Origin of the sequence: Asticcacaulis sp. EMRT-3, from assembly GCF_030027245.1 — a bacterium.
Classification (GTDB): Bacteria; Pseudomonadota; Alphaproteobacteria; order Caulobacterales; family Caulobacteraceae; genus Asticcacaulis.
Window position 1 is genome coordinate 138,540 of sequence record NZ_JASERT010000002.1, and the last position, 20,801, is coordinate 159,340.

A 20,801-nucleotide genomic window follows, 5' to 3' on the forward strand; every position below is an offset into this window, starting at 1 on the left:
CGGCGAGTCGCCGAAGTCTCGCGCCGCCTCGCCGCTATATATAATACAAATCTTCTGTAAAGATGGGCATATCGGCTTGCCAGCGCATATGCGCCATTGACAAACGGCTTACCGATCAATATCGATCATCATAAATCATCACCCACGCATAAAGTTGAGACGACCATGCCGACCAAAGCCTTTACGCCCGTCAAAATCAAACAGGTTCGGGCCTTTGTTATCAAGGGTGGCGAAGGCGGCGGCGGCGCCGATTACCACGATCAGGGCGAAGGCCACTGGATCGACAACCATATCGCCACCTCGATGGGCCGTTATCCCGAATACCGCCAGAGCCGCAAAAGCTTCGGCATCAATGTGCTGGGCACGCTGGTGGTCGAGATCGAGGCCGATGACGGCACGGTCGGTTTCGCGGTCACCACGGGCGGCGAACCGGCGGCCTATCTGGTCGAAAAGCACTTCGCGCGCTTCTTAGAGGGTCGCTCGCCGTTCGAATATGAGAAAATCTGGGATCAGATGTATTTCGGCTCGCAATATTATGGCCGCAAGGGTCTGGTGGTCAACGCCATTTCGGGCGTCGATCTGGCCCTGTGGGACCTGATGGGCCGCCTGCGCGGTGAGCCGGTCTATCACATGCTGGGCGGCGCGGTGCGCGACGAATTGCAGTTTTACGCCACCGGCGCGCGGCCTGATCTGGCCAAGAAGATGGGCTTTATCGGCGGCAAGATGCCTTTGCTGCATGGCCCGATCGAGGGCGATGAGGGCCTGCGCAAGAATGTCGAGATGCTGGCCGATATGCGCGCACGTTGCGGCGATGATTTCTGGCTGATGTGGGATTGCTGGATGGCGCTCGATGTCAACTATGCCACCCGCCTGGCCCATGCCTGCGCCGAATATGATCTGAAATGGATCGAAGAAGCGATTTCACCCGATGATTACTGGGGCTATCAGCAACTGAAAATGAATGTGCCCGCCGGGATGCTGGTCACAACCGGCGAACACGAAGCGACGCGCTGGGGTTTCCGCATGTTGATGGAGATGGAGTGCTGCGACCTGATCCAGCCCGATGTCGGCTGGTGCGGCGGCGTGACGGAGTTGCTGAAAATCTCGGCTATGGCCGATGCGCGCGGCATTATGGTCGTGCCGCACGGCTCAAGCGTCTATTCGTATCATTTCGTCATCACGCGCCATAATTCGCCGTTTGCCGAATTCCTGATGATGGCGCCCAAGGCCGATCACGTAGCCCCCATGTTCCACCCGCAATTGCTGGGCGAACCGGTGCCGGAAAATGGCCGCCTGAATGTCAACAAGCTTGATAAGCCGGGCTTCGGCGTCGAGCTGAACCCCGATGTCAAGCTGCACCGCCCCTATACGCATTAAGAGGATTTGAACCACGGAAAGCACGGAAAGCACGGAAAAGTGGCGCTGATCAGCGTCTGAACAGGCATCTTCGGCAGAAAATAACGCGCTTCGCGCAATCTTTGAGTCTTCCGACAAGCATGAGCTTGGGTTCGTATCGCCAGCCTCCTCCGTGCTTTCCGTGTTTTCCGTGGTTCAATCCTTCTCCTGAAAGGAAGACATTATGAAACTCTGCCGCTATGGCCCCAAGGGCGCTGAAAAACCCGGTATCGTCGATTCCGAAGGCCGCATCCGCGACCTGTCCGGCGTCCTGCCCGACCTGACGCCCGACACGGTGCGCCTGTCGCAACTGGCCAAATTGAACGACATCGACCTGATGACCCTGCCCATCGTTGAGGGCCAGCCGCGCTATGGCGTGCCGGTCAAGGGCATCGGCAAGATTATCGCCGTCGGTCTCAACTATGCCGACCATGCCGCCGAATCGAACCTGCCCGTGCCGCCGGAGCCCATCTATTTCACCAAGGCCGTCACCTCGCTGAACGGCCCGAACGACGATGTGATCAAGCCGCGCGACGCCACCAAGATGGACTGGGAGGTCGAACTGGGCCTCGTGATCGGCAAGACCTGCCGCTATGTCGATGAGGCCGAGGCTTTGTCGCATGTCGCCGGTTATGTGCTGGTCAATGATATTTCCGAACGCGCCTTTCAAAAGGAGCGCGGCACGCAATGGGTGAAGGGCAAGGGCTGCGACACCTTCTGCCCCACCGGCCCGTGGCTGGTGACGCCCGATGAGGTGGGCGACGTGCATAATCTCGACATGTTCCTCGACGTCAACGGCCAGCGGATGCAGACCGGCAATACGAAGACGCTGATCTTCAATGTGGCCCAGTGCATCTCGTACATTTCGCGCTTCGTCACCCTGCAACCGGGCGATCTGCTGATCACCGGCACCCCGCCCGGCGTCGGCGAAGGCAAGAAACCCAATCCCATCTATTTGAATGCCGGTGACGAGATGCACCTTGGCATCGCCAAGCTGGGCGAGCAAAAGCACAAGGTTGTGCCGTTCTCGCTGGAAAATCTGGAGATTTTTGAATGATTTATACCGATCGATTTAAGGGCCGCCGCGCCATCGTCACCGGTGCCGCTTCGGGGCTTGGTAAGGCCACGGCGGCGCGCATCGTCGCCGAAGGCGGCACAGTCGTCTTGTGGGATCTCAATGCCGAGGCGCTGGACGCCGCGAAGTCAGAGGTCGGGGCGGCGGGCGTTGTGGCGCTCGATGTCTCCGATCATGCGCAGGTGGCCCAGGCAGCGAAGCAGTCAGCGGACATTCTTGGCGGCATCGACATCCTCGTCAATTCGGCGGGCATTACCGGCGCCACCGTGCCGGTGTGGGAATTCCCGGTCGAATCATGGCTGAAGGTGATGGACATCAATCTGAACGGCCTGTTCTATTGCTGCCGCGAAGTCATCCCCTTCATGCTCGAAGGCGGCTATGGCCGCATCGTCAATGTGGCCAGCGTCGCGGGCAAGGAAGGCAATCCCAATGCCTCGGCCTATTCGGCGTCAAAAGCGGGCGTGATCGGCCTGACCAAATCCTTAGGCAAGGAACTGGCCACGAAGGGCGTGATCGTCAACGCCCTGACGCCCGCCACGTTTGAATCGCCGATTCTGGCCCAGCTTCCGCCCAGCCAGGTCGAATATATGCGCTCGAAGATTCCAATGGGCCGTCTGGGCGTTGTCGATGAATCGGCGGCTACGGTCTGTTTCATGGCTTCGGAAGAATGCTCGTTCACCACGGCCTCGACCTTCGATACGTCGGGCGGACGGACCACGTTCTAAGAGGTTTAACCACGGAAAACACGGAAAACACGGAAAATAATTCTCCTCTTCCCTCCGTGTTTTCCGTGGTTTGAATCCCTTCTCCCCTCGCGAGGGGAGAAGGTGGCCTGAACGAAGTGAAGGCCGGATGAGGGGCCTTTCTGCATACCCCGCCCCTCACCCGGTCGCCCTCGCTTCGCTTGGGCTCCCGTCCTCTCCCCGCAAGCAGGGAGAGGGATAAGAAAAGGGAGAAAAACTTATGGCGATCAAGCGCTTTGTCGATGCCCACGTCCATCTGTGGAAGCTCAATAATATCCGCTATCCGTGGCTGACCCCGCCGTTTTCGCCCGATGGCCCCAATGGCAGCGTGGCGGCGATTGCCCATGATTACGGTCTGGCGCAGTATTTCGTCGATGCGCAGGGCTTCAATGTCGAGAAAATCGTCCATATCGATGCGGGCGCGTATCCTGAGGATGCGCTGAAGGAAACCCACTGGCTGCAAAACATGGCCTATGCGCAGGGTTTTCCCCATGCCATCGTCGCCTTCGCCGCGCTCAATGATCCCGATGTCGAGGCGAAACTGGCCGCCCAGACGCAGAACCGCAATGTGCGCGGCATCCGTCACATCCTCAACTGGCACCCTGATCCGGCGCGCACCTATACGCCGCAAAACCTGTTCGACGACGAGGCCCTGGCGCACGGCTACGGCCTGCTCGGCACATATAATCTGTCATTCGATCTGCAAATCTACCCGAACCAGATGATCGACGCCTATCGGCTGGCCAGCCGCTTTCCCGGCGTGCCGGTGATCATCAACCATATGGGTATGCCGATTCTGGCTGAGGGTGCCGAAGGGCTGGCGCGCTGGAAAAGCGGGATGCAGCTTCTGGCTTCGCTGCCGCATGTCTCGGTGAAAATCTCCGGCATGGGCTTTTATGACCGCAACTGGACGACCGACACAATCCGTCCGCTGGTGCTGGAAACCATCGACCAGTTCGGCCCGGAACGCTGCGCCTTCGCCAGCGATTTTCCCACCGACAAGCTGTTTAACTCCTACCCGCAAGCCCTTGAGGCTTATGATGAAATCACCGCCAGCTTCAGCGAGGACGAGCGCGACGCGATGTTCGCCGCCAATGCCAGCCGCATCTACCGTATCTGACGATCTGCCGACCATAAGACTTAACAAAAAATAATCATAAACAGGCGAAACGACCATGAATCCCAACCCACTCTTAGGCGTGCTGTTTCACTGGCTGGGCGGGCTGTCATCCGCCAGCTTCTATGTGCCCTATAAGCGTATCCGCCACTGGTCATGGGAAATTTTCTGGCTGACCGGCGGCGTCTTTTCGTGGCTGGTCATGCCGTGGCTTTTCGCTTCTATCCAGACGCATGATCTGCTGAATGTGCTGGCCGCCACGCCCGGCCATGTGCTGATGTGGTGCGTGATCTGGGGCATTTTATGGGGCACGGGCGGCTTAACCTTCGGCCTGACCATGCGTTACCTGGGCCTGTCGCTCGGCATGGCGGTGGCGCTGGGCCTGACCACGGCCATCGGCACGGTGGGGCCGCCGCTTTTCCACGGCACGCTGGGCGCGCTGATCGCCACGCCTTCGGGCAAGGTGACCATGCTCGGCATCCTGATCGTGCTGGTGGCCATTGTGGTGGTGGCGATGGCCGGTCATGCCAAGGAAAAGGAAGCGCCGGAAAAGAGCGAGGGCCTGAAAGAATTTCACCTGACGCGCGGCATCCTGATCGCGCTGTTCTGCGGTGTCATGTCGTCGTGCTTCGCTTTTGGCCTTGATGCGGGGGCGCCGATCAAGGTTTTGAGCGCCGAGGCGGGCACCGGCCCGCTGTGGACAGGCCTGCCCGTGCTGTGCGTGGTGCTGATCGGCGGCTTTCTGACCAATTTCGTGTGGAGCGGCTATCTGATCGTCAAAAACCGTTCGGCCGGTGAGTGGGTGGGTAAGACGCAGGACGGTTCAAAGCCGCCCATGCTGACCAATTACCTGCTGGCGGCTTTCGGCGGCACGCTATGGTATTTCCAGTTTTTCTTCTACACGATGGGCGAAAGCCAGATGGGCAAGTACGGCTTTTCAAGCTGGACCCTGCACATGGGCTCGATCATCCTGTTCTCGACCCTGTGGGGTTTCGCGCTGAAGGAATGGCAGGGCACGTCGCTGAAAACCCGCGCTATGGTCTGGACGGGCATCGGCCTGCTGATCGCCGCCACCGTCATTATCGGTATCGGCAATATGCTGTCGCAATAAGAGGAAAGTGCTTTAGCCATGTTCAACCGTCGTCATCTGCTGCTGAGCGGCGGGGCGGGCCTTCTGGCCGTGCCGTCATTCATGAACCGCCGTGCCTTCGCCGCCCCTTTAAGCGCAGGCATGTTCAATATCCGCGATTTCGGTGCGAAGGGCGATGGCGTCAATATGGATTCCGGCGCGATCAATACCGCCATCGACGAGGCGGCCAGACGCGGCGGCGGCACGGTCTTCTTTCCGGCGGGCACCTATGCCAGCTATTCGATCCGCCTGAAAAGCCACGTCACCCTCTATCTTGATCAGGGCGCGGTGCTGCTGGCGGCCTCGGTGCCGCTGGAAGGCACGACGACAGGCGGTTACGACGCCGCCGAGCCACAAGACCCGGCCTATGAGGCCTTTCAGGATTACGGCCATAATCACTGGCATAATTCGCTGATCTGGGCCGAAAACCAGCACGACATGGCCATTCTGGGTGATGGCATGATCTGGGGCAAGGGCTTGAGCCGCGGCCACCCTGACCCAGACCTGCCGCGCGCCGATCTGCCCGGCGTCGGCAATAAATCCATCGCCTTCAAGAACTGTTTCAATGTCGAACTGCGCGATTTCAAGATCCTGCAAGGCGGCTGGTTCGGCCTTTTGGCCACCGGCGTCGATAATCTGGTCATCGACAATCTGATCGTCGATACCAACCGCGACGGCTTCGACATCGACTGTTGCAAGAATGTGCGCGTATCGAACTGCACCGTCAATTCACCCTATGATGACGCCATCGTGCCCAAATCCTCGTTTGCGCTCGGCTATGCGCGTGTCACTGAAAATGTCACCATTTCCGACTGCGCCGTCAGCGGCAGCTATGTCGTCGGCTCGGTGCTGGACGGCACCTTCCGTCCCACCGGCCCCGGCCAGGGATACACGACCGGCCGCATCAAGTGCGGCACGGAATCGAATGGCGGCTTCAAAAATATCACCATCTCGAACTGCGTCTTCGATCAGTGTCAGGGGCTGGCGCTCGAAAGCGAGGATGGTGCGATCCTAGAAGACATCACCATCACCAACATCACCATGCGCGGCATTACCTCGGCACCGCTGTTCCTGCGGCTGGGCCGCCGGATGCGCGGGCCGAAAGGTGCGGCCATCGGCTCGATCAAGCGTGTGCTGATCAATAATATCACCAGTTCGGGCGCATCCCCCCTGCCGTCCATTCTGGCGGGCATTGACGGCCATCCGGTCAGTGATATTCAGATCAGCCATGTCTATTTCGAGCAGGCGGGCGGCGGTGACGCGGCCATGAAGGCGCTTAATCCGCCGGAAAAGGCCGACCAGTACCCCGAACCCGGCATGTTCGGCCCGCTGCCCGCCACGGGCTTCTTCATCCGCCACGCCGCCAATATTGATCTCAGCCACGTCGAGATCGCGGTCAAGGCCGCCGATGCGCGCCCCGCCTTCTGGCTACAGGATGTCGAAGGTTTTGACGGCTCTTTTCTGAAAGTGCCGACGGGTGCGCCCGCCTTCCATCTCGACCGGGTAACGGGCTTTCGCACCTTCGGCAGCCGCGCCATCACCGACCGGCAGATGGACGTGACAACACCTGTGGATATCTAGCCCCAATCTACCTTCCCCTCTCCCCACATGTGGGGAGAGGACGGGAGCCGAGCCTTGAGGCGAAGGCGACCGGGTGAGGGGCATTCTTGATATACCCCTCAGGCCCCTCATCCGGCCTTCACTGCGTTCAGGCCACCTTCTCCCCATTGTCATGGGGAGAAGAGAAGTTAAGCGACTTCAATTAAGGTCATCTCGCCTGGCGCATCACCACGCGGAAGGCCCACGCCGTCTCATCGGGCCTTTGCGCAGGCAAGGTCAGGTGCAGGCCATCGGCGTTTTGCGTGAAAGCGACAGGGCCGCCGCCGATCAGCGCAACCGAAGCCACCTGCCCGACCTGCGTGCCCAGCGCCTTGATCACCGGATCAGCGTCTGGCCATGTCAGGGCAATGGCGTAGATCGTGCTGTCTTTGCGAGTAAAGCGCCAGTCCCCCTCACCGAATTGCGTCCACGGGCGGGTGGCGTAGATGGCCTCGCCATTGCGCGACAGCCATTTGCCGATACCGAGCAGGGTTTGCTGCTGATCATCGGGGATGACGCCATCGGCGCGCGGCGAAATATTGAGCACATAATTGCCGCCCTTGGCCACTGTGTCGATCAGCAGCGGGATAATCGTGGCGGCGGAACGGATTTTTAAGCCCTCGACATAGCCCCATGAGGTGTCGCCAATCGTGTCATCGACCTGCCATTCCGGGCGGCGGATGCCCGTGGGCGAACGCTTGCCGACCTTCTCGAAATCGAGCAGGCTGCCGATCTGCTGCGTGTCGTCATTCGACGGGGCCATCGCGATATATTTGGTGGACAGGCTGACCGGCTGGCCCCATGCGACGCCACGATTATAATAATAGGCGGCGACATATTTCTTCAGCGGATCGAGAACGCGCAAGTTAACGCCATTGTCCCACCACAGAATATCGGGGTGGTAGTCGTCGATCAGTTCGAGATTGCGGTTGACCCAGTCGGCCAGAAAGGCCGCCATGGCCGCATTGGAGCGGTCGGCGACATGATAAAAATCCGCCCATTTCGGATCATAGAGATCAGCCTTTTCGCTTTTAAGCTTCGCATCGAGAGCAGGGTCGGGATTGACGAAGGTGAAATTCTCCATGCCATGATTGGACACGCCGAACTTTAAGCCCTGCGCGTGGACGGCCTTTTCGAGATCGCCGATCAGGTCGCGGTGCGGCCCCATCTTAACGGCGTTGAACGGCGTCACTTTTGAGTCCCACAGGGCGAAATTATCGTGATGTTCGGCGGTCGGGATAACGTATTTCGCGCCCGCCGCCCTGAACAGCTTCGCCCACTGATCGGGATGCCAGTTTTTGGCGGTAAACAAAGGGATCAGGTCTTTGTAGCCGACCTTATCCTGCGGGCCGAAATGCTGTTCGTGCCAGCGCGCGCCCTCACCGGCATACATGTGCTTTTCGTACCATTCATTGCCGTGCGCCGCCGCCGAATAGACACCCCAGTGGATGAAGATGCCGAACTTGGCGTCGGAAAACCAGGGGGCTTGCGTATAATGATCGGCAATCGAGGCCCATGTCGGCTGATAAGGCCCGGCGGGCAGCGGCTTATCGACGCCTTTAAGCGCGCGCTCGACGATTTCCGGCGAGGCGGGTGGCCCCATGACGCCATAATCATAAAGGTTTGAGGCGGGCACGCCCATCGGATCGGGCTTGGGCAGAACGGTGGCGGCATGAGCGGCTGAGGTCAGCAGCAGCACGGCGGCCACAGTGCTATAATATTGCATTTTCCGCATGTCCGGCTCCCTTTATCTCTTGCCAAATTGTATTATCAATCATAAACAATCACGTAAACACATAATCAATCACAGGTCGGATACCCTCATGTTTAGATCCCTTCTGTTGCTGTCCGCCTCGGCCCTGCTCATCGCCACCCCTGCCTCGGCGCAAAGCTCATGGCACCGCCATTTCGTCTTCGGCAGCGCCGCCAGGCCCTCTCAGGACGACACGGCGGTCAACGCCCCTGCCCCCTATGGCATCGGCACGGGCTTTGGTTTTGAAGGCGATGCGCCCGTCCTGTCGGCCAGCAGCGCGGGCGGTAAACCCTTCTTCTTCAGCTTTGATGCGCCCGAAGGCAATTACAAGGTCACCGTCACCCTGGGCGGCGATCAGGCCACCACCACCACGGTCAAGGCCGAACTGCGCCGCCTGATGCTGGAAACCGTCGCCACGCCCGCCGGTGGCGATGTGACGAAAACCTTCATTGTCAATGTGCGCACGCCCAATCTCGTCACCGGCGGTCAGGTGCGGCTGAAAGCGCCGCGGGAATCGGTGGATGAGGCGCGCGACTGGGACAGCCGCATCACGCTCGAATTCGACGGCGATAATCCTGAAATCCGTTCCATCGACGTGGTGCCCGCCGATGTGCCGACCATCTATCTGCTTGGCGATTCGACCGTGTGCGACCAGATGGGCGAGCCGTGGGCGGCGTGGGGGCAGATGCTGCCGCGCTTCTTCAAACCCACCATTGCCATCGCCAACCACGCCGAGTCGGGCGAGACGGTCAGCGATTCCAACAACCGCTACCGCTTCGCCAAGATCCTGTCGGAGATCAAGCCGGGCGATGTGTTCATCACCCAGTTCGGCCACAATGACATGAAGGAAAAAAAGCGCGATCCCGACGCCCCTGCCAAATATAAGGCCGGTCTGATCGCCTGGGTCAGGGCCGTGCAGGCCAAGGGCGCGACGGCGGTGATCGTCACCTCCATGAACCGACACACTTTCAAGGATGGTAAGGTTTACAACAGCTTAGAGGAATATCCTCAGCTAGCGCGTGAAGCCGCTGCGGAAACCGGCGCGGCCCTGATCGACCTCAATGCGCAAAGCAAGACGCTTTATGAGACGCTGGGCGAGCAGGGCTCGCTGGCGCTGTTCGAGCACAATGCCGACGGCACGCAGCGCGACGCCACCCACCAGAGCCCCTATGGCGCTTACGAACTGGCCAAGATCATCGTGCAGGGCTTGCGCGACGATCATCTGGCCATCGCGCAGCAAGTTAAGGACAATGTGCCCGCTTTTGATCCGGCCCATCCTGACGCCGAAGCCGATTTTCATGTGCCGCCCAGCGCGGTCTTCACCGCCGTCAAGCCGTTCGGCAGTTAAATTTCTACCCCCTCTCCCCTCATGGAGGGGAGAGGACGAGAGCCTAAGCGCAGCGAAGGCGATCGGGTGAGGGGCTGACCGCCGACTGCGCTCACCCGTTGCCTTCCCCTCACCCGAGGATCAGCGGCTTCGCCTTGCTCCTCGTCCTCTCCCCATTGTCATGGGGAGAGGGGAAAAAAATAAAGGAGACTTATCAATGGTTGATCGCCGCACGTTTCTGACCTTAAGCGCCGCCTTAAGCGCGTCCGCCCTGTTGCCTCTGGCCGCGCGTGCCGCTGAACATGGCGATGGCTCCGACCTGTCGATACAGGACATCTGGCCGAACGATCCGCCGGGTGGCGAGAAGGTCACCACGCCGGAGCAGGTCATCCTGCGCCATCCGGGCGGTGATCCGAATGACACGGCCTATCTGCATGTGCGCAAACCGTGGCTTTTGCTGCGCAAGCCGAAAAAACCGAACGGCGGCGCGGTGCTGCTGATGCCGGGTGGCGGCTATGTGCGTGTGGCGGTGTCCAAGGCGGGCGGCGACATCGATGCCTGGCTGGCCGATCTCGGCTATCATGTCTTCACGATGGACTACCGCCTGCCCGGCGATCCGTGGGCGGCGGGGGCCGAAGTGGCGCTTCAGGACGCGCAGCGCGCCATCCGCATCGTCAAATCGCGCAGTTCAGAGCTGGGTTTCGATCCGAATCGCGTGGCGATTATGGGCTTTTCAGCCGGTGGCCATGTGGCGGGCCTGCTGGTGACGCGCTGGAACAAGCCCGTCTATCAGCCGATTGACGCCATCGACCAGATCGATGCCAAGCCGATGACCGCCTCGATGTGCTATCCGGTCGTCACCATGATGCAGCCCTATGCCCACCAGCAATCGATGCACGCAGCCCTTGGCCCCAACCCGACCGAAGCGGCGCGTGAGGCCGCCTCGATTGAGCTGCATGTCCCCGCCGATGCGCCGCCCACCTTTGTCTGCGCCACCACCAATGATCCGGTTGTGCCGCACCAGAACGCCATGCTGATGTTCGATGCGCTCAATGCGCAGAAGGTGCCGTCAGAGCTGCATCTCTATGAGGGCCACACCCACGGCTTCCCCTTGCGCGGCAAGGATGGTCAGCTCCTGCCCTGGGGCCCGCAGGCGCTGGCCTTCATGCAGCGCCACGGCCTCGATCCGGTCAAGGCTTAAACCATGAAACATCTGCTGATCGCTGCCGCCCTGCTGGTCGCCACACCCGCCCTCGCCCAAACCCCGCCGCCGATCCGCGTCATTCTGGTCGGCGATTCGACCATGACCAATATGAGCGGCTATGGCGGTGAATTGTGCAAGGATCTCACCGAACAGGTCACCTGCATCAATGCCGCACGCGGCGGGCGCTCATCAAAGAGCTACCGCGTCGAGGGCCTGTGGGACAAGATCATGGCGCAACTGGCCGACACGAAGGCCCCGGATGGCCAGACCTTCGCCAAAACCTATGTGCTGATCCAGTTCGGCCATAATGACGGCTCACCCAAGCCCGAACGTCACACCAATATCGAGACGGAATTTCCGGTCAATATGCGCAATTATGAGCGCGACGTGAAAAAGGCCGGAGCGATTCCGGTGCTGATCACCCCGATCACCCAGCGCAAATTCATCAAGGGCCAGTTGCAGCCCGATCTGGTGCCCTGGGCCAATGCCACGCGCACCGTGGCCAAAACCGATCATGTCATGCTGCTCGATCTCAATGCCGAGAGCATGAAGGCGGTGCAGGCGATGGGCCTCACCGAGGCCAATACCCTGGCCGGTCAGCCGATCCCGCAAAATGTGCTCGATACCGAAGGCTCAGGCACCTCGGTGCCCGCCATCTTCACCGACGCCTCACAGGGTCAGGGCCATGTGCAGGGCTTCGACTACACCCATATGGGCCCGAAGGGTCAGCCCTATTTCGCCCGCATGGTGGCCAGTCTGTGGATCAAGGCCGATCCGTCGATCGTGGCCTATATCCGGCCGGAGGCGCGATAGAAACGGCTTGCAGGTGGCTGTAAATTTGTGTACACACTTTTCGGCTATTATGGAGGCCACCATGCCGAACGCGATTGAAAAGCAACCCTCCACTCCACGGCAGGTCGGTGTGCGTGAGTTCAGAGGCAATCTCAATGCCTTTCTGAAAGAGGTGCAGGCGGGGCAATCCTTCGTCCTGACCTCACACCATAAGGCGGTAGCGGAAATTCGCCCGCCTTCCGCCGCTGTGATTGCGCGTGTACCCGGCGTCCTGTGCGGCAAGATCAGACTGGCCGATGACTTCGACGCCGAACTGCCCACCGACATCATGAAGGCGATGGAATCGGGCGTGTGAGGCTGCTGCTCGACACCCACGTTCTGCTCTGGTGGCTCGCTGACGCGCCGGAACTTGGTGAAGCGGCGCGCGGCCTGATCGCCGATTCTGATAATGCGATCCTGGTCAGCGTCGTCTCGCTATGGGAAATTACCATCAAGGCGCGCCTGGGCAAGCTGGAGGCCAGTCTGGAGGAGATTGTCGCCGTACTGCCCGATCAAGGTTTTCAGCGCCTCGGTGTCGAAGACGTGCATCTCGCGGTTTTAAGCCGGTTACCGCACCATCACCGTGATCCGTTCGACCATTTGCTGATCGCACAGGCTATGGCAGAAAATGCCGTCATCATGTCACAGGACGCCAACGTTCCGCTTTACGATGTCATCTGCATCGCCTGTACTTAGAGCGCTTTTCATTACCTCAAAGCGAGAGGACTCCCTTCAGCGTAATTCCGCCAGCGGTATGGCAGCGGCCATCGCCGCCTCGCCCGCCGCACCGGGATGCAGGTGATCGCCGGAATCGAATACGGGCAACATCTGGCCGGGATGGGCCGGGTCTTCGACCGCCTTGTCGAAATCGGTGACGCCGTCAAAAACCTTTTGCGTGCGAATCCAGTTATTGACCGCCACGCGGATGGCTTCCTTGTCGTCGGTATAATAGTTCTTGATCGTCGTATTCTTAAACGGCGTCAGGGTGGCGGCGTAGATCTTCAGCCCGCGCTCATGGGCGCGCAGGGCCAGTTGCGTCAGGCCCGCCTCGATAGCGTCCGCCGATTCGTATTCGGGATCAGAAACCCCTTGCATCACCTGGCCAATATCATTGATGCCGATCAGCACGATCACGCTCGAAATATTGGGCTGGGCCAGCACATCGCGGTCGAAGCGCGCCAGGCCCGCCGCGCCAAAGGGCGGCCACTGGCCATCGTGCAGCAGCCGGTTGCCAGCTATCCCGGCATTGATAACACCCATCGGCGTACCCGCTGCCGCCAGCCTTTGCGCCAGCACGTCGGGCCAGGCCGTATTGGCGTCCGGCTTCTGGTGGTAGCCATCGGTGATCGAATCGCCAAAGGCGACGATTGCGCTTTTGGCGGCGCTTTTGGCGGGACTGCCCGACACCTCGACCTCGGTCAGCCACAGCCACAGGCCATTGGCGGGCGCCGCCACCGTGGTCAGGGTTTCAGCCCCCACCACATTGCCCCTGGCCGCGTAAACCGCATCGCGCTGGATGACGTGAACCGTGTCAGGTTCGGCCTCGGCCACATGCACGTCAACCGCCAGATCGCTGCCTTGCGCCACATGAAGCGCCACCGGATCGGACAGCACCCAGGCCCCGACGGGAATGGTGATGGCAGGCTTGCCGCCAAAGGTCAGGCGGCGCGAACTGCCCGCCACAATCGCGCTGCCGGAAGCCCGCCGTGCAAGGGCGGCGGCGTCGATAGTGAGCGGTGCCTTGCCATAGGCATTGCTGAGGCGGATGCGCACATGGTCGCCGCCCGCGCTGATATGAACGATGTCGCGTAAGGTCATATCGGCAATTGCAGGCGTATCGGCCTTGCCGCCCGACGGGGCGGGGGCGGCATACCAGCTCGGCACCCAGATCGCAGACTGCGCCGCTAAGGCGGCTGCGGGCAGGCCCAGCATCATGAGGCTCAGGGCCAGACCCTGGATAACCAGACCTTGAAAAACATGCGTTTTTTTGAGCTTCGTGGTCGGTTTCATGCCTGTGGCCTCCGGCTGTTTTTATACGAAAACCTATAGGGGGTTCCCCTCTTCGCAGCAAGACGGCAGAGCGGAAGGATGTAAAAATCCAGCCGCTCGCCTTGTCAATGACACCGGTTTCTTTTACATAGCCCCATATAAAGCCCTCCCTGAAAGCGGCAAAGCTCACAAGGATCATCATGACCGATTCCATCGCCGACCGCTTCATCGAAGCCCGCCGCGCCGCCCGCGCCCTGCCCGCCTATCCCGGTGATGTGCCGGCGAATTTAAGCGAGTCCTACGCCCTTCAGGAACGCGCCATCGGCCTGTGGAACCGCCCGGTGATCGGCTGGAAGATCGGCCGTCTGGCACCCGAAAAACAGGCCGAACACGCCACCGAACGTCTGGCCGGGCCGGTTTTTGATACGCTTTTCAAGCCTTACACGGGTGAAACGGTCGAGATTTCGGTGTTTTCCGGCGGTTTTGCGGCGGTCGAGGCCGAGTTCGTTTTTCGTATCGGCAAGAATGCCGATCCGGCCAAAACCGATTATAGCGAAGCCGAAGCTCTGGCGCTGGTCGATGGCATGTTCGCCGGGATCGAGATGGCCGGATCGCCGCTGGCCACCATCAATGCGCTAGGCCCGACGGTCGTGGCCTCGGATTTCGGCAATAATTTCGGCCTGATTCTGGGGCCGCAGCTCATAACCCTCACCCCTGACATGCCGGTAGCGGATTTTCAGCCCGAAGCCCTGACCGCGTGGCGCGCCGTCACCGAAATGGACGGCCAGGTGGTCGGCGAAGGCGGGCTTTTCACCATGCCGGGCGGGCCGCTGAAAGCCATAGGCTGGCTGGCCGGACATCTGGCGCAGCGTGGCCGCCCGCTGACAAAGGGGCAACTGATCACTTCGGGCGCCACGACCGGTATTCACGACATCGTGGCCGGACAGGCCTCAAGCGTTCGTTTCCATGTCCCCGGCCAGAGCGATATTGTCCTGTCCCTGCATACCACGGCGCTTACTGCCGGTCATGCCGTGCTGGCGTAAAGCGCGGCTCTAAAATAATCTCGCCCGGTGGCAGGCGCTGTCTGACCGACAGCGCCTCTTTTTTTGTCCTGACATTGGATAGACGATAAAAAAACACATTCAGCACTTGCAAATGCGAATGATTATCAATTACAAGGAGCCCATCGCCGACCACAAGACGGAAAGTACCTCCTCCCATGACCTCCTCCATCCGTAGCCGCAAGCACAAGGCCCACGCCTATGCCGCCGCCTTTGCCGCCCTGGCCTTCGCGCCCGCACTGGCCCATGCCGACAGCGCCGACAGCCGCGACCGCCCCACCGAGGTGACGGTCAAGGGCGAGCGCGTCCTGCCCACCAAGCGCGTGGCCCCGCTGGTCGATACGCCGCAGACCATCGAGGTCATCAAAAGCGATGTCATCGAACAGCAGGGCGCCACCACCCTGACCGAAGCCCTGCGCAATTCTCCCGGTGTCGGCACCTTTTATCTTGGCGAAAACGGCAGCACCTCGACGGGCGACGCCATCTATATGCGCGGCTCCGATGTGTCGGGCAGCATTTTTGTCGATGGCGTGCGCGACGTGGCCACCGTCTCGCGCGACATGTTCAATATCGAACAGGTCGAGGTGCTGAAAGGCGGGGCGGGCACCGATGTCGGGCGCGGCGCGGCCACCGGCGCGATTGATCTTTCGACCAAACGTCCCCTGCTTGGCAATTTTTACAACGGATCGGTCGCAGCAGGCGGCGGCGATTTTGGCCGCGCCACCGCCGACCTCAACTGGCAGATCGGCGACACGCGCGCTTTCCGCCTCAATCTGATGGATCAGGACGCCGGTGTGGCGGGCCGCGACATCATCAAAAACAAGCGCTGGGGCATAGCGCCATCGCTCGGCTTTGGCCTCAATACCCCCACCCGGCTTTATCTCGACTATCTGCATGTCGAGCAGAACAATATCCCCGACGGCGGCGTTTCTACCATCGGCCTACCCGGCTACAGCGCGCCCGACGACATCACACGCGCCGGCTACCGCGACTTTCTCAATGACGCCGCCCGCGCCGATCCGCGCAATTTCTACGGCACGAAGGACGATCACGACAACGACACGACCGACGCCTTCACCGCCATTTTCGAACATGATCTCGGCCACGGCCTGCGCCTCAGCAATATCACGCGCTGGAGCCAGACCGACCAGAATTACCAGCTCACCTCGATCATGGGACAGGGCACGAACCTGGCCAAGGACAGCACGCGGCCTCTTTTGACCCCCGATCCGTCCGATCCGTCCACCTGGACCCTGACCCGTCTGGTCAATAACAAGAACATCACCAATAAGGCCCTGACCAACCAGACCCACCTGCAAGGCCATTTCAAACTGGGCGGTCTGCAAAACAGCTTCGATACCGGGCTTGAGCTGGAGCGCGAAGAGCAGACCAATCGCCTTTATGACAATACTGCCGCATCGGGTGCCTATCCGGCGGTCAGCATCTATGCGCCCGATCCGAATGTCAGCGGGTACAGCCGTTTCCTGACCGGGGCCTATACCTATGGCCGCACCGATACGGTGGGGCTGTACGCCAATGACGCGGTGAAATTCAGCGACGCCTGGCAACTGAATGGCGGCCTGCGCTATGATCACTATAAGACGCGCTTTGATTCCTATGACGCCAATGGCGTCAATACGCCGCTGTCCGTTGACGGCGACCTGTGGAGCGGGCGTCTGGGCCTCGTCTATAAACCCGCCCGCAATGGCAGCATCTATGCCTCCTACGCCGTCACCGCCCAGCCTCCGGGTGGGGCCAACTTCACCCTGACCAGCACGGCCAAGGATACCAATCCCGATGTCAAGCCACAGCTTGCCAAGACCTGGGAGGCGGGCAGCAAGTGGAACTTCGCCCACGGCCAGTTGGCCCTGACCGGTGCGGTCTATCGCACCCAGTATTCCGACCAGATCACGCAGGATCCCGATGGCACGCTGTATCGCACCGGCGAAAAGAGCGTGCAGGGCATCGAACTGGGGCTGAACGGCCAGATCACGCCCGACTGGACCATCACTGCCGGTTACACCACCATGCACACCGAGGTGAAAAAGCAGGTGGCCGTCACCGCCGATGGCTCCGATCAACTGGCCTATAATCCGACCGATTCCCTGACGCTATGGACCACCTACCGGCTGGCCGATAACCTGCCGCTGGGCGGGCTGACGCTGGGCGGCGGCGTCAACTATAACGGCCAGATGAAGCGCGGCTCGGACGGCGCCATCGGCACGCCCAGCTTCACCAAGGCCTATGCGGTGGTCAATGGTCTGGCCACCTATCCGCTGACCCCGCATGTCGAGCTGCAACTGAATGTCTATAATCTGTTCGACACCGACTATGTGGCGGCCATCAATAAGAGCGGCTATCGCTATACGCCGGGCACGCCGCGCACCGTGCGCCTGACCGTTAATTTCAAATATTAGAGAGCCTTCCCTTCTCCCCTTGTCTTAAAAGGGGAGAAGGTGGCCTGAACAAAGTGAAGGCCGGATGAGGGGCTTGGCAGCTACACAAAGAACGCCCCTCACCCGGTCGCCTTCGCCTTGCTCAGGCTCCCGTCCTCTCCCCTTATTAAGGGGAGAGGGGAAGGAAAGCGATTTCACATAAATCCTGCCAGCGGAAAAACCATCATGATGCTCCACGTCCCCCACGTGCTGAACGCCGAACAGGTAAGCAAGATGCGGCAGGCCCTGACGGCCGCCGACTGGGTCGATGGCCGCGCCACGGTTGGCGATCAGGGGGCGCGCGTCAAGCATAACCGGCAACTCGGCGAGCATTCCGAAACCGGGCGTGAACTGGGCGAAAAGGTTCTGGCGGCGCTGAAGCACAGCCCCTTGTTTTTCGCCGCCGCCCTGCCGAAACGCATCGTGCCGCCCCTGTTCAATATCTATGAGGCGGGCGAAACCTATGGCCTGCATATTGACGGGGCGATGCGCCCCCTGCCCGATGGTCAGGGTCATCTGCGCACCGATCTGTCGTGCACGCTGTTCTTAAGCGAGCCCGATGATTATGACGGCGGCGAGCTGGAGGTGTTCGATACCTATGGCGCGCATGAGGTCAAGCTGCCCGCCGGTGACCTGATCCTCTATCCGTCTTCCAGCCTGCACCGCGTCCAGCCGGTGACGCGGGGTGCGCGCATCTGCTCTTTTTTCTGGCTGCAAAGTCTGGTGCGCAGCGATGAACAGAGGCGGATGCTGTTCGAACTCGACGCCACCCTCACACGCCTGCGCAGCCAGCAGGGCGACAGCGTAGAGGTTGTCGCCCTGACCGGCCATTACCATAATCTGCTCAGGCTATGGGCGGAAAGCTGAACCTGTTCAGTTACTCGCCCTGCCCCGGCGCATTGGGGAATTGCAGCGATTCATAATAGCTGAGGCTCTTTTCCGGGGCGGCGACGCCCGCCGGCAAGGGCAGGTGATTGACGCTCTGGAAATAGGCAATCGAAGCGTCGCGCCACCATTTGGCCTCGCGCGCCTGAATGCGCAGATTGTCGCTGACGGCCTGGAAACGCTGCGGATCGACATAAGACTTAAGCCCCGCCCAGGTCGCCTGCATCGCGTGGACATAGTCAACGCCCGCATCATAATGGGCGATCATGTCAGGCCACAAAGGCTTGCCGTCGGCTGACACGAAAGTCCACGGCACATGATGGAACCACAGCAGATAGCGCGGATCTGTCGTCTTCGGATCATTCCATTGCGCGGCCACTTCAGGGGCATATTGCGACAGGGCGTCTGAGCCGGTTTTCGTGCGGTCAAAGCCAATGCCATTCACGTCCGCCTTGCTGTAATAGCAGGGATTCCATTCCGGGCGCGCCAGATTACAGACCCACGGCCCCGGCCCGTAATGGTGGCCGGTCGCCATCTGGTGATGCAGGCCCAGCGGCGTCATATAATCGACCATCGCTTCGCGCGAACCCATCATCATCTTAACCACCGGCGCAACGAAGGCCGGATCATTGGAGAAGGTCATCTTCACCCAGTCGGTGGCGATAGCCTGCGCATCGGCTTGCGGGTTCCAGGCGAGGCGGCCATAGGCGTACCAGTTGGCCTGATCGAAGTCCGATCCCGTCCAGTTGCGGTCGGCGCCGATATTGGACACGCCGGCCATCGCCGTCAGATCGTCATGATAGACCTGACCATCGACCACCTTCGCCACGGTCGTGCCCTTGCCCTGTTGCCAGGTATCGGCTTGCAGGGCTTCCTGCCACATGGTGCCGAGATAGACGAGGTGCGTGGCCTGGCCGACATATTCCTTGGTGATCTCGACCTCCATCATCTCGTGCGTCTTTTTCAGCGCACCAAACAAGGGCGAAAACGGCTCACGCGGCTGGAAATCAATCGGGCCGTTCTTGATCTGGATGATGACATTATCATCGAACTTGCCATCAAGCGGCTTGAACTCGTCATAGGCCTGTTTGAAGCGGTCTTCCGGGTTCTGGCTGGCATAGACGAAGGCGCGCCACATCACCACGCCGCCATGCGGCTTGAGCAGTCTGGCCAGCATATTGGCCCCATCGGCATGGCTGCGGCCGAAATCGCCCGGCCCAGGCTGACCTTCGCTCGACGCCTTGACCAGATAGCCGCCGAAATCGGGTATGGCCTTGTAAACCGCCTCGGTACGCTCTTTCCACCAGGCGATGACCTGCGGGTTGAGCGGATCGGCGGTTTTTAAGCCCCCCAGCGCTTCGGGCGAAGCGAAATTGACCGACAGATAGACCTTCATACCATAGGGACGAAGCGCATCGGCAATGGCCGCTGCCTTGGCGATATGGCGGTCATCGAGCACCAGAGGCGTGGCGTTGACATTGTTGATCACCGTGCCGTTGATGCCGATCGAGGCATTGGCGCGGGCGTAGTCGGTCAGGCGCGGATCGTGCAGATCGGGCAGCCGCCACCAGTCGAAAATCGAGTTACCGGCATAGCCGCGCTCGACATGGCCATCGAGATTATCCCAGTGATTGAGCAGGCGAAGCTTGATTTTCGGCGCATCGGACAGATCGAGATGATCGAGCGAGCTTTCCGTCTGGATCAGTTTCAGATAGCGGAAAGCGCCGTACAAAACGCCGGTGTCGCTATTGGCGGCAATCACCGTGACATCGTGGCCGTCAAGCTTGAGGTCACGGATTAAAAAGCCTTCATCACCAAGAGCTTGCAGCGGAAGGTTCAGGCTTTTGATGAGGCTGGACTCAGCCGGTGTGCCGAGTACGAGAGCGCCATCCGTGACAGCGGTGCTCATGGCAATATCCTGCCCCAACAGGCCCTTGATGCCGCGCTCAAGCTCGCTTTCCGCAGCCTGCAAGGTCGGCGTATCCCCGCCGATGATCGCCGTGGCGTGGGGCGCGGTGGCGGCGTAGGACGCGGCCACGGGCTGATAACGCAGCCACAGGGCGTAGCCGTCTTCGGGGGGCAAGGTGGCGGCCTGCGCTGCCGCCGAGGCGGAAAACAGCATGAGCGCGAGACTTACAAAAATTCTGAACTTCATGGCGGTTCTCCTAATGTAGATTTCCCTCTCCCCTTATTTAAGGGGAGAGGACGGGAGCTTAAGCGTAGCGAAAGCGACCGGGTGAGGGGCAATTTTGCGAACC

At 60.5% G+C, this 20,801-nt stretch carries 18 protein-coding genes; 14 read left to right on the top strand and 4 right to left on the bottom strand.

Going from position 1 to position 20,801, the window contains the following annotated elements:
* Positions 1-165 precede the first annotated feature (165 nt).
* From rhmD to QB905_RS13965, 6 genes are all read left to right on the top strand, one after another.
* Positions 166-1,377, top strand: coding sequence for an L-rhamnonate dehydratase (rhmD, locus tag QB905_RS13940; protein ID WP_282975739.1), 1,212 nt, complete (start codon positions 166-168; stop codon positions 1,375-1,377).
* A gap of 202 nt (positions 1,378-1,579) precedes the next feature.
* Entirely contained in the window at positions 1,580-2,452 is an 873-nt protein-coding gene (locus tag QB905_RS13945; RefSeq protein WP_282975740.1) for a 2,4-didehydro-3-deoxy-L-rhamnonate hydrolase, read from the top strand.
* Positions 2,449-3,195: an SDR family NAD(P)-dependent oxidoreductase gene (locus tag QB905_RS13950; RefSeq protein ID WP_282975741.1), complete on the top strand. Its 747-nt coding sequence runs from the start codon at positions 2,449-2,451 to the stop codon at positions 3,193-3,195. Before QB905_RS13945 ends, QB905_RS13950 begins: the two co-directional genes overlap by 4 nt.
* Before the next feature lie 238 nt (positions 3,196-3,433).
* A complete protein-coding gene (locus QB905_RS13955; RefSeq protein WP_282975742.1) occupies positions 3,434-4,333 on the top strand; it encodes an amidohydrolase family protein in 900 nt (299 codons plus the stop codon).
* A 55-nt stretch (positions 4,334-4,388) separates the two neighbouring features.
* The gene (gene rhaT / locus QB905_RS13960; protein ID WP_282975743.1) at positions 4,389-5,441 is read left to right on the top strand and encodes an L-rhamnose/proton symporter RhaT; all 1,053 of its coding nucleotides are present in this window, start codon (positions 4,389-4,391) and stop codon (positions 5,439-5,441) included.
* 18 nt (positions 5,442-5,459) lie between these two features.
* Positions 5,460-7,040, top strand: a complete 1,581-nt coding sequence (locus QB905_RS13965) for a rhamnogalacturonidase (RefSeq protein WP_282975744.1) — start codon at positions 5,460-5,462, stop codon at positions 7,038-7,040.
* A 187-nt stretch (positions 7,041-7,227) separates the two neighbouring features.
* On the opposite strand, the gene QB905_RS13970 is transcribed toward QB905_RS13965, so the two are convergent.
* A complete protein-coding gene (locus tag QB905_RS13970) occupies positions 7,228-8,793 on the bottom strand; it encodes an alpha-L-fucosidase (protein ID WP_282975745.1) in 1,566 nt (521 codons plus the stop codon).
* An 88-nt stretch (positions 8,794-8,881) separates the two neighbouring features.
* Between QB905_RS13970 and QB905_RS13975 the strand changes: the two genes are divergently transcribed.
* The 5 genes from QB905_RS13975 to QB905_RS13995 all read left to right on the top strand — a co-directional run bounded on the left by QB905_RS13975 (position 8,882) and on the right by QB905_RS13995 (position 12,869).
* Positions 8,882-10,159 carry a rhamnogalacturonan acetylesterase gene (locus tag QB905_RS13975; RefSeq protein WP_282975746.1) on the top strand — a complete coding sequence of 426 codons (1,278 nt, stop codon included), beginning with the start codon at positions 8,882-8,884 and terminating at the stop codon, positions 10,157-10,159.
* Between the two features lie 196 nt (positions 10,160-10,355).
* A complete protein-coding gene (locus tag QB905_RS13980; protein WP_282975747.1) occupies positions 10,356-11,339 on the top strand; it encodes an alpha/beta hydrolase in 984 nt (327 codons plus the stop codon).
* 3 nt (positions 11,340-11,342) lie between these two features.
* Complete coding sequence (locus tag QB905_RS13985; RefSeq protein WP_282975748.1) at positions 11,343-12,155, top strand: SGNH/GDSL hydrolase family protein; 813 nt, start codon at positions 11,343-11,345, stop codon at positions 12,153-12,155.
* 61 nt (positions 12,156-12,216) lie between these two features.
* Complete coding sequence (locus QB905_RS13990) at positions 12,217-12,489, top strand: type II toxin-antitoxin system Phd/YefM family antitoxin (protein WP_282975749.1); 273 nt, start codon at positions 12,217-12,219, stop codon at positions 12,487-12,489.
* Positions 12,486-12,869 (top strand): type II toxin-antitoxin system VapC family toxin, encoded by a 384-nt coding sequence (locus QB905_RS13995; RefSeq protein ID WP_282975750.1) that lies wholly within the window; start codon positions 12,486-12,488, stop codon positions 12,867-12,869. The genes QB905_RS13990 and QB905_RS13995 overlap by 4 nt, the downstream gene beginning before the upstream one ends.
* Before the next feature lie 36 nt (positions 12,870-12,905).
* Here QB905_RS13995 and QB905_RS14000 read toward each other — a convergent pair whose 3' ends face one another.
* A complete protein-coding gene (locus tag QB905_RS14000; RefSeq protein WP_282975751.1) occupies positions 12,906-14,183 on the bottom strand; it encodes an SGNH/GDSL hydrolase family protein in 1,278 nt (425 codons plus the stop codon).
* Positions 14,184-14,362: 179 nt separating this feature from the next.
* On the opposite strand from QB905_RS14000, the gene QB905_RS14005 reads away from it, so the two are divergent.
* The gene (locus QB905_RS14005) at positions 14,363-15,205 is read left to right on the top strand and encodes a 2-keto-4-pentenoate hydratase (protein WP_282975752.1); all 843 of its coding nucleotides are present in this window, start codon (positions 14,363-14,365) and stop codon (positions 15,203-15,205) included.
* Here QB905_RS14005 and QB905_RS14010 read toward each other — a convergent pair.
* Entirely contained in the window at positions 15,177-15,383 is a 207-nt protein-coding gene (locus QB905_RS14010; protein ID WP_282975753.1) for a hypothetical protein, read from the bottom strand. The two genes, QB905_RS14005 and QB905_RS14010, sit on opposite strands and share 29 nt — an antisense overlap.
* Here QB905_RS14010 and QB905_RS14015 point away from each other — a divergent pair.
* Positions 15,382-17,640: a catecholate siderophore receptor Fiu gene (locus tag QB905_RS14015; protein WP_282975754.1), complete on the top strand. Its 2,259-nt coding sequence runs from the start codon at positions 15,382-15,384 to the stop codon at positions 17,638-17,640. The genes QB905_RS14010 and QB905_RS14015 overlap by 2 nt on opposite strands.
* 204 nt (positions 17,641-17,844) lie before the next feature.
* Entirely contained in the window at positions 17,845-18,525 is a 681-nt protein-coding gene (locus tag QB905_RS14020) for a Fe2+-dependent dioxygenase (RefSeq protein ID WP_282975755.1), read from the top strand.
* A 10-nt stretch (positions 18,526-18,535) separates the two neighbouring features.
* On the opposite strand, the gene QB905_RS14025 is transcribed toward QB905_RS14020, so the two are convergent.
* Positions 18,536-20,698 carry an alpha-glucuronidase family glycosyl hydrolase gene (locus QB905_RS14025; protein WP_282975756.1) on the bottom strand — a complete coding sequence of 721 codons (2,163 nt, stop codon included), beginning with the start codon at positions 20,696-20,698 and terminating at the stop codon, positions 18,536-18,538.
* Positions 20,699-20,801 lie beyond the last annotated feature (103 nt).

Coding starts and splice junctions, on each gene's coding strand:
- rhmD (WP_282975739.1), top strand. CDS start 166: ATGCCGACCAAAGCCTTTACGCCCGTCAAAATCAAACAGGTTCGGGCC.
- QB905_RS13945 (WP_282975740.1), top strand. CDS start 1,580: ATGAAACTCTGCCGCTATGGCCCCAAGGGCGCTGAAAAACCCGGTATC.
- QB905_RS13950 (WP_282975741.1), top strand. CDS start 2,449: ATGATTTATACCGATCGATTTAAGGGCCGCCGCGCCATCGTCACCGGT.
- QB905_RS13955 (WP_282975742.1), top strand. CDS start 3,434: ATGGCGATCAAGCGCTTTGTCGATGCCCACGTCCATCTGTGGAAGCTC.
- rhaT (WP_282975743.1), top strand. CDS start 4,389: ATGAATCCCAACCCACTCTTAGGCGTGCTGTTTCACTGGCTGGGCGGG.
- QB905_RS13965 (WP_282975744.1), top strand. CDS start 5,460: ATGTTCAACCGTCGTCATCTGCTGCTGAGCGGCGGGGCGGGCCTTCTG.
- QB905_RS13970 (WP_282975745.1), bottom strand. CDS start 8,793: ATGCGGAAAATGCAATATTATAGCACTGTGGCCGCCGTGCTGCTGCTG.
- QB905_RS13975 (WP_282975746.1), top strand. CDS start 8,882: ATGTTTAGATCCCTTCTGTTGCTGTCCGCCTCGGCCCTGCTCATCGCC.
- QB905_RS13980 (WP_282975747.1), top strand. CDS start 10,356: ATGGTTGATCGCCGCACGTTTCTGACCTTAAGCGCCGCCTTAAGCGCG.
- QB905_RS13985 (WP_282975748.1), top strand. CDS start 11,343: ATGAAACATCTGCTGATCGCTGCCGCCCTGCTGGTCGCCACACCCGCC.
- QB905_RS13990 (WP_282975749.1), top strand. CDS start 12,217: ATGCCGAACGCGATTGAAAAGCAACCCTCCACTCCACGGCAGGTCGGT.
- QB905_RS14000 (WP_282975751.1), bottom strand. CDS start 14,183: ATGAAACCGACCACGAAGCTCAAAAAAACGCATGTTTTTCAAGGTCTG.
- QB905_RS14005 (WP_282975752.1), top strand. CDS start 14,363: ATGACCGATTCCATCGCCGACCGCTTCATCGAAGCCCGCCGCGCCGCC.
- QB905_RS14015 (WP_282975754.1), top strand. CDS start 15,382: ATGACCTCCTCCATCCGTAGCCGCAAGCACAAGGCCCACGCCTATGCC.
- QB905_RS14010 (WP_282975753.1), bottom strand. CDS start 15,383: ATGGGAGGAGGTACTTTCCGTCTTGTGGTCGGCGATGGGCTCCTTGTA.
- QB905_RS14020 (WP_282975755.1), top strand. CDS start 17,845: ATGATGCTCCACGTCCCCCACGTGCTGAACGCCGAACAGGTAAGCAAG.
- QB905_RS14025 (WP_282975756.1), bottom strand. CDS start 20,698: ATGAAGTTCAGAATTTTTGTAAGTCTCGCGCTCATGCTGTTTTCCGCC.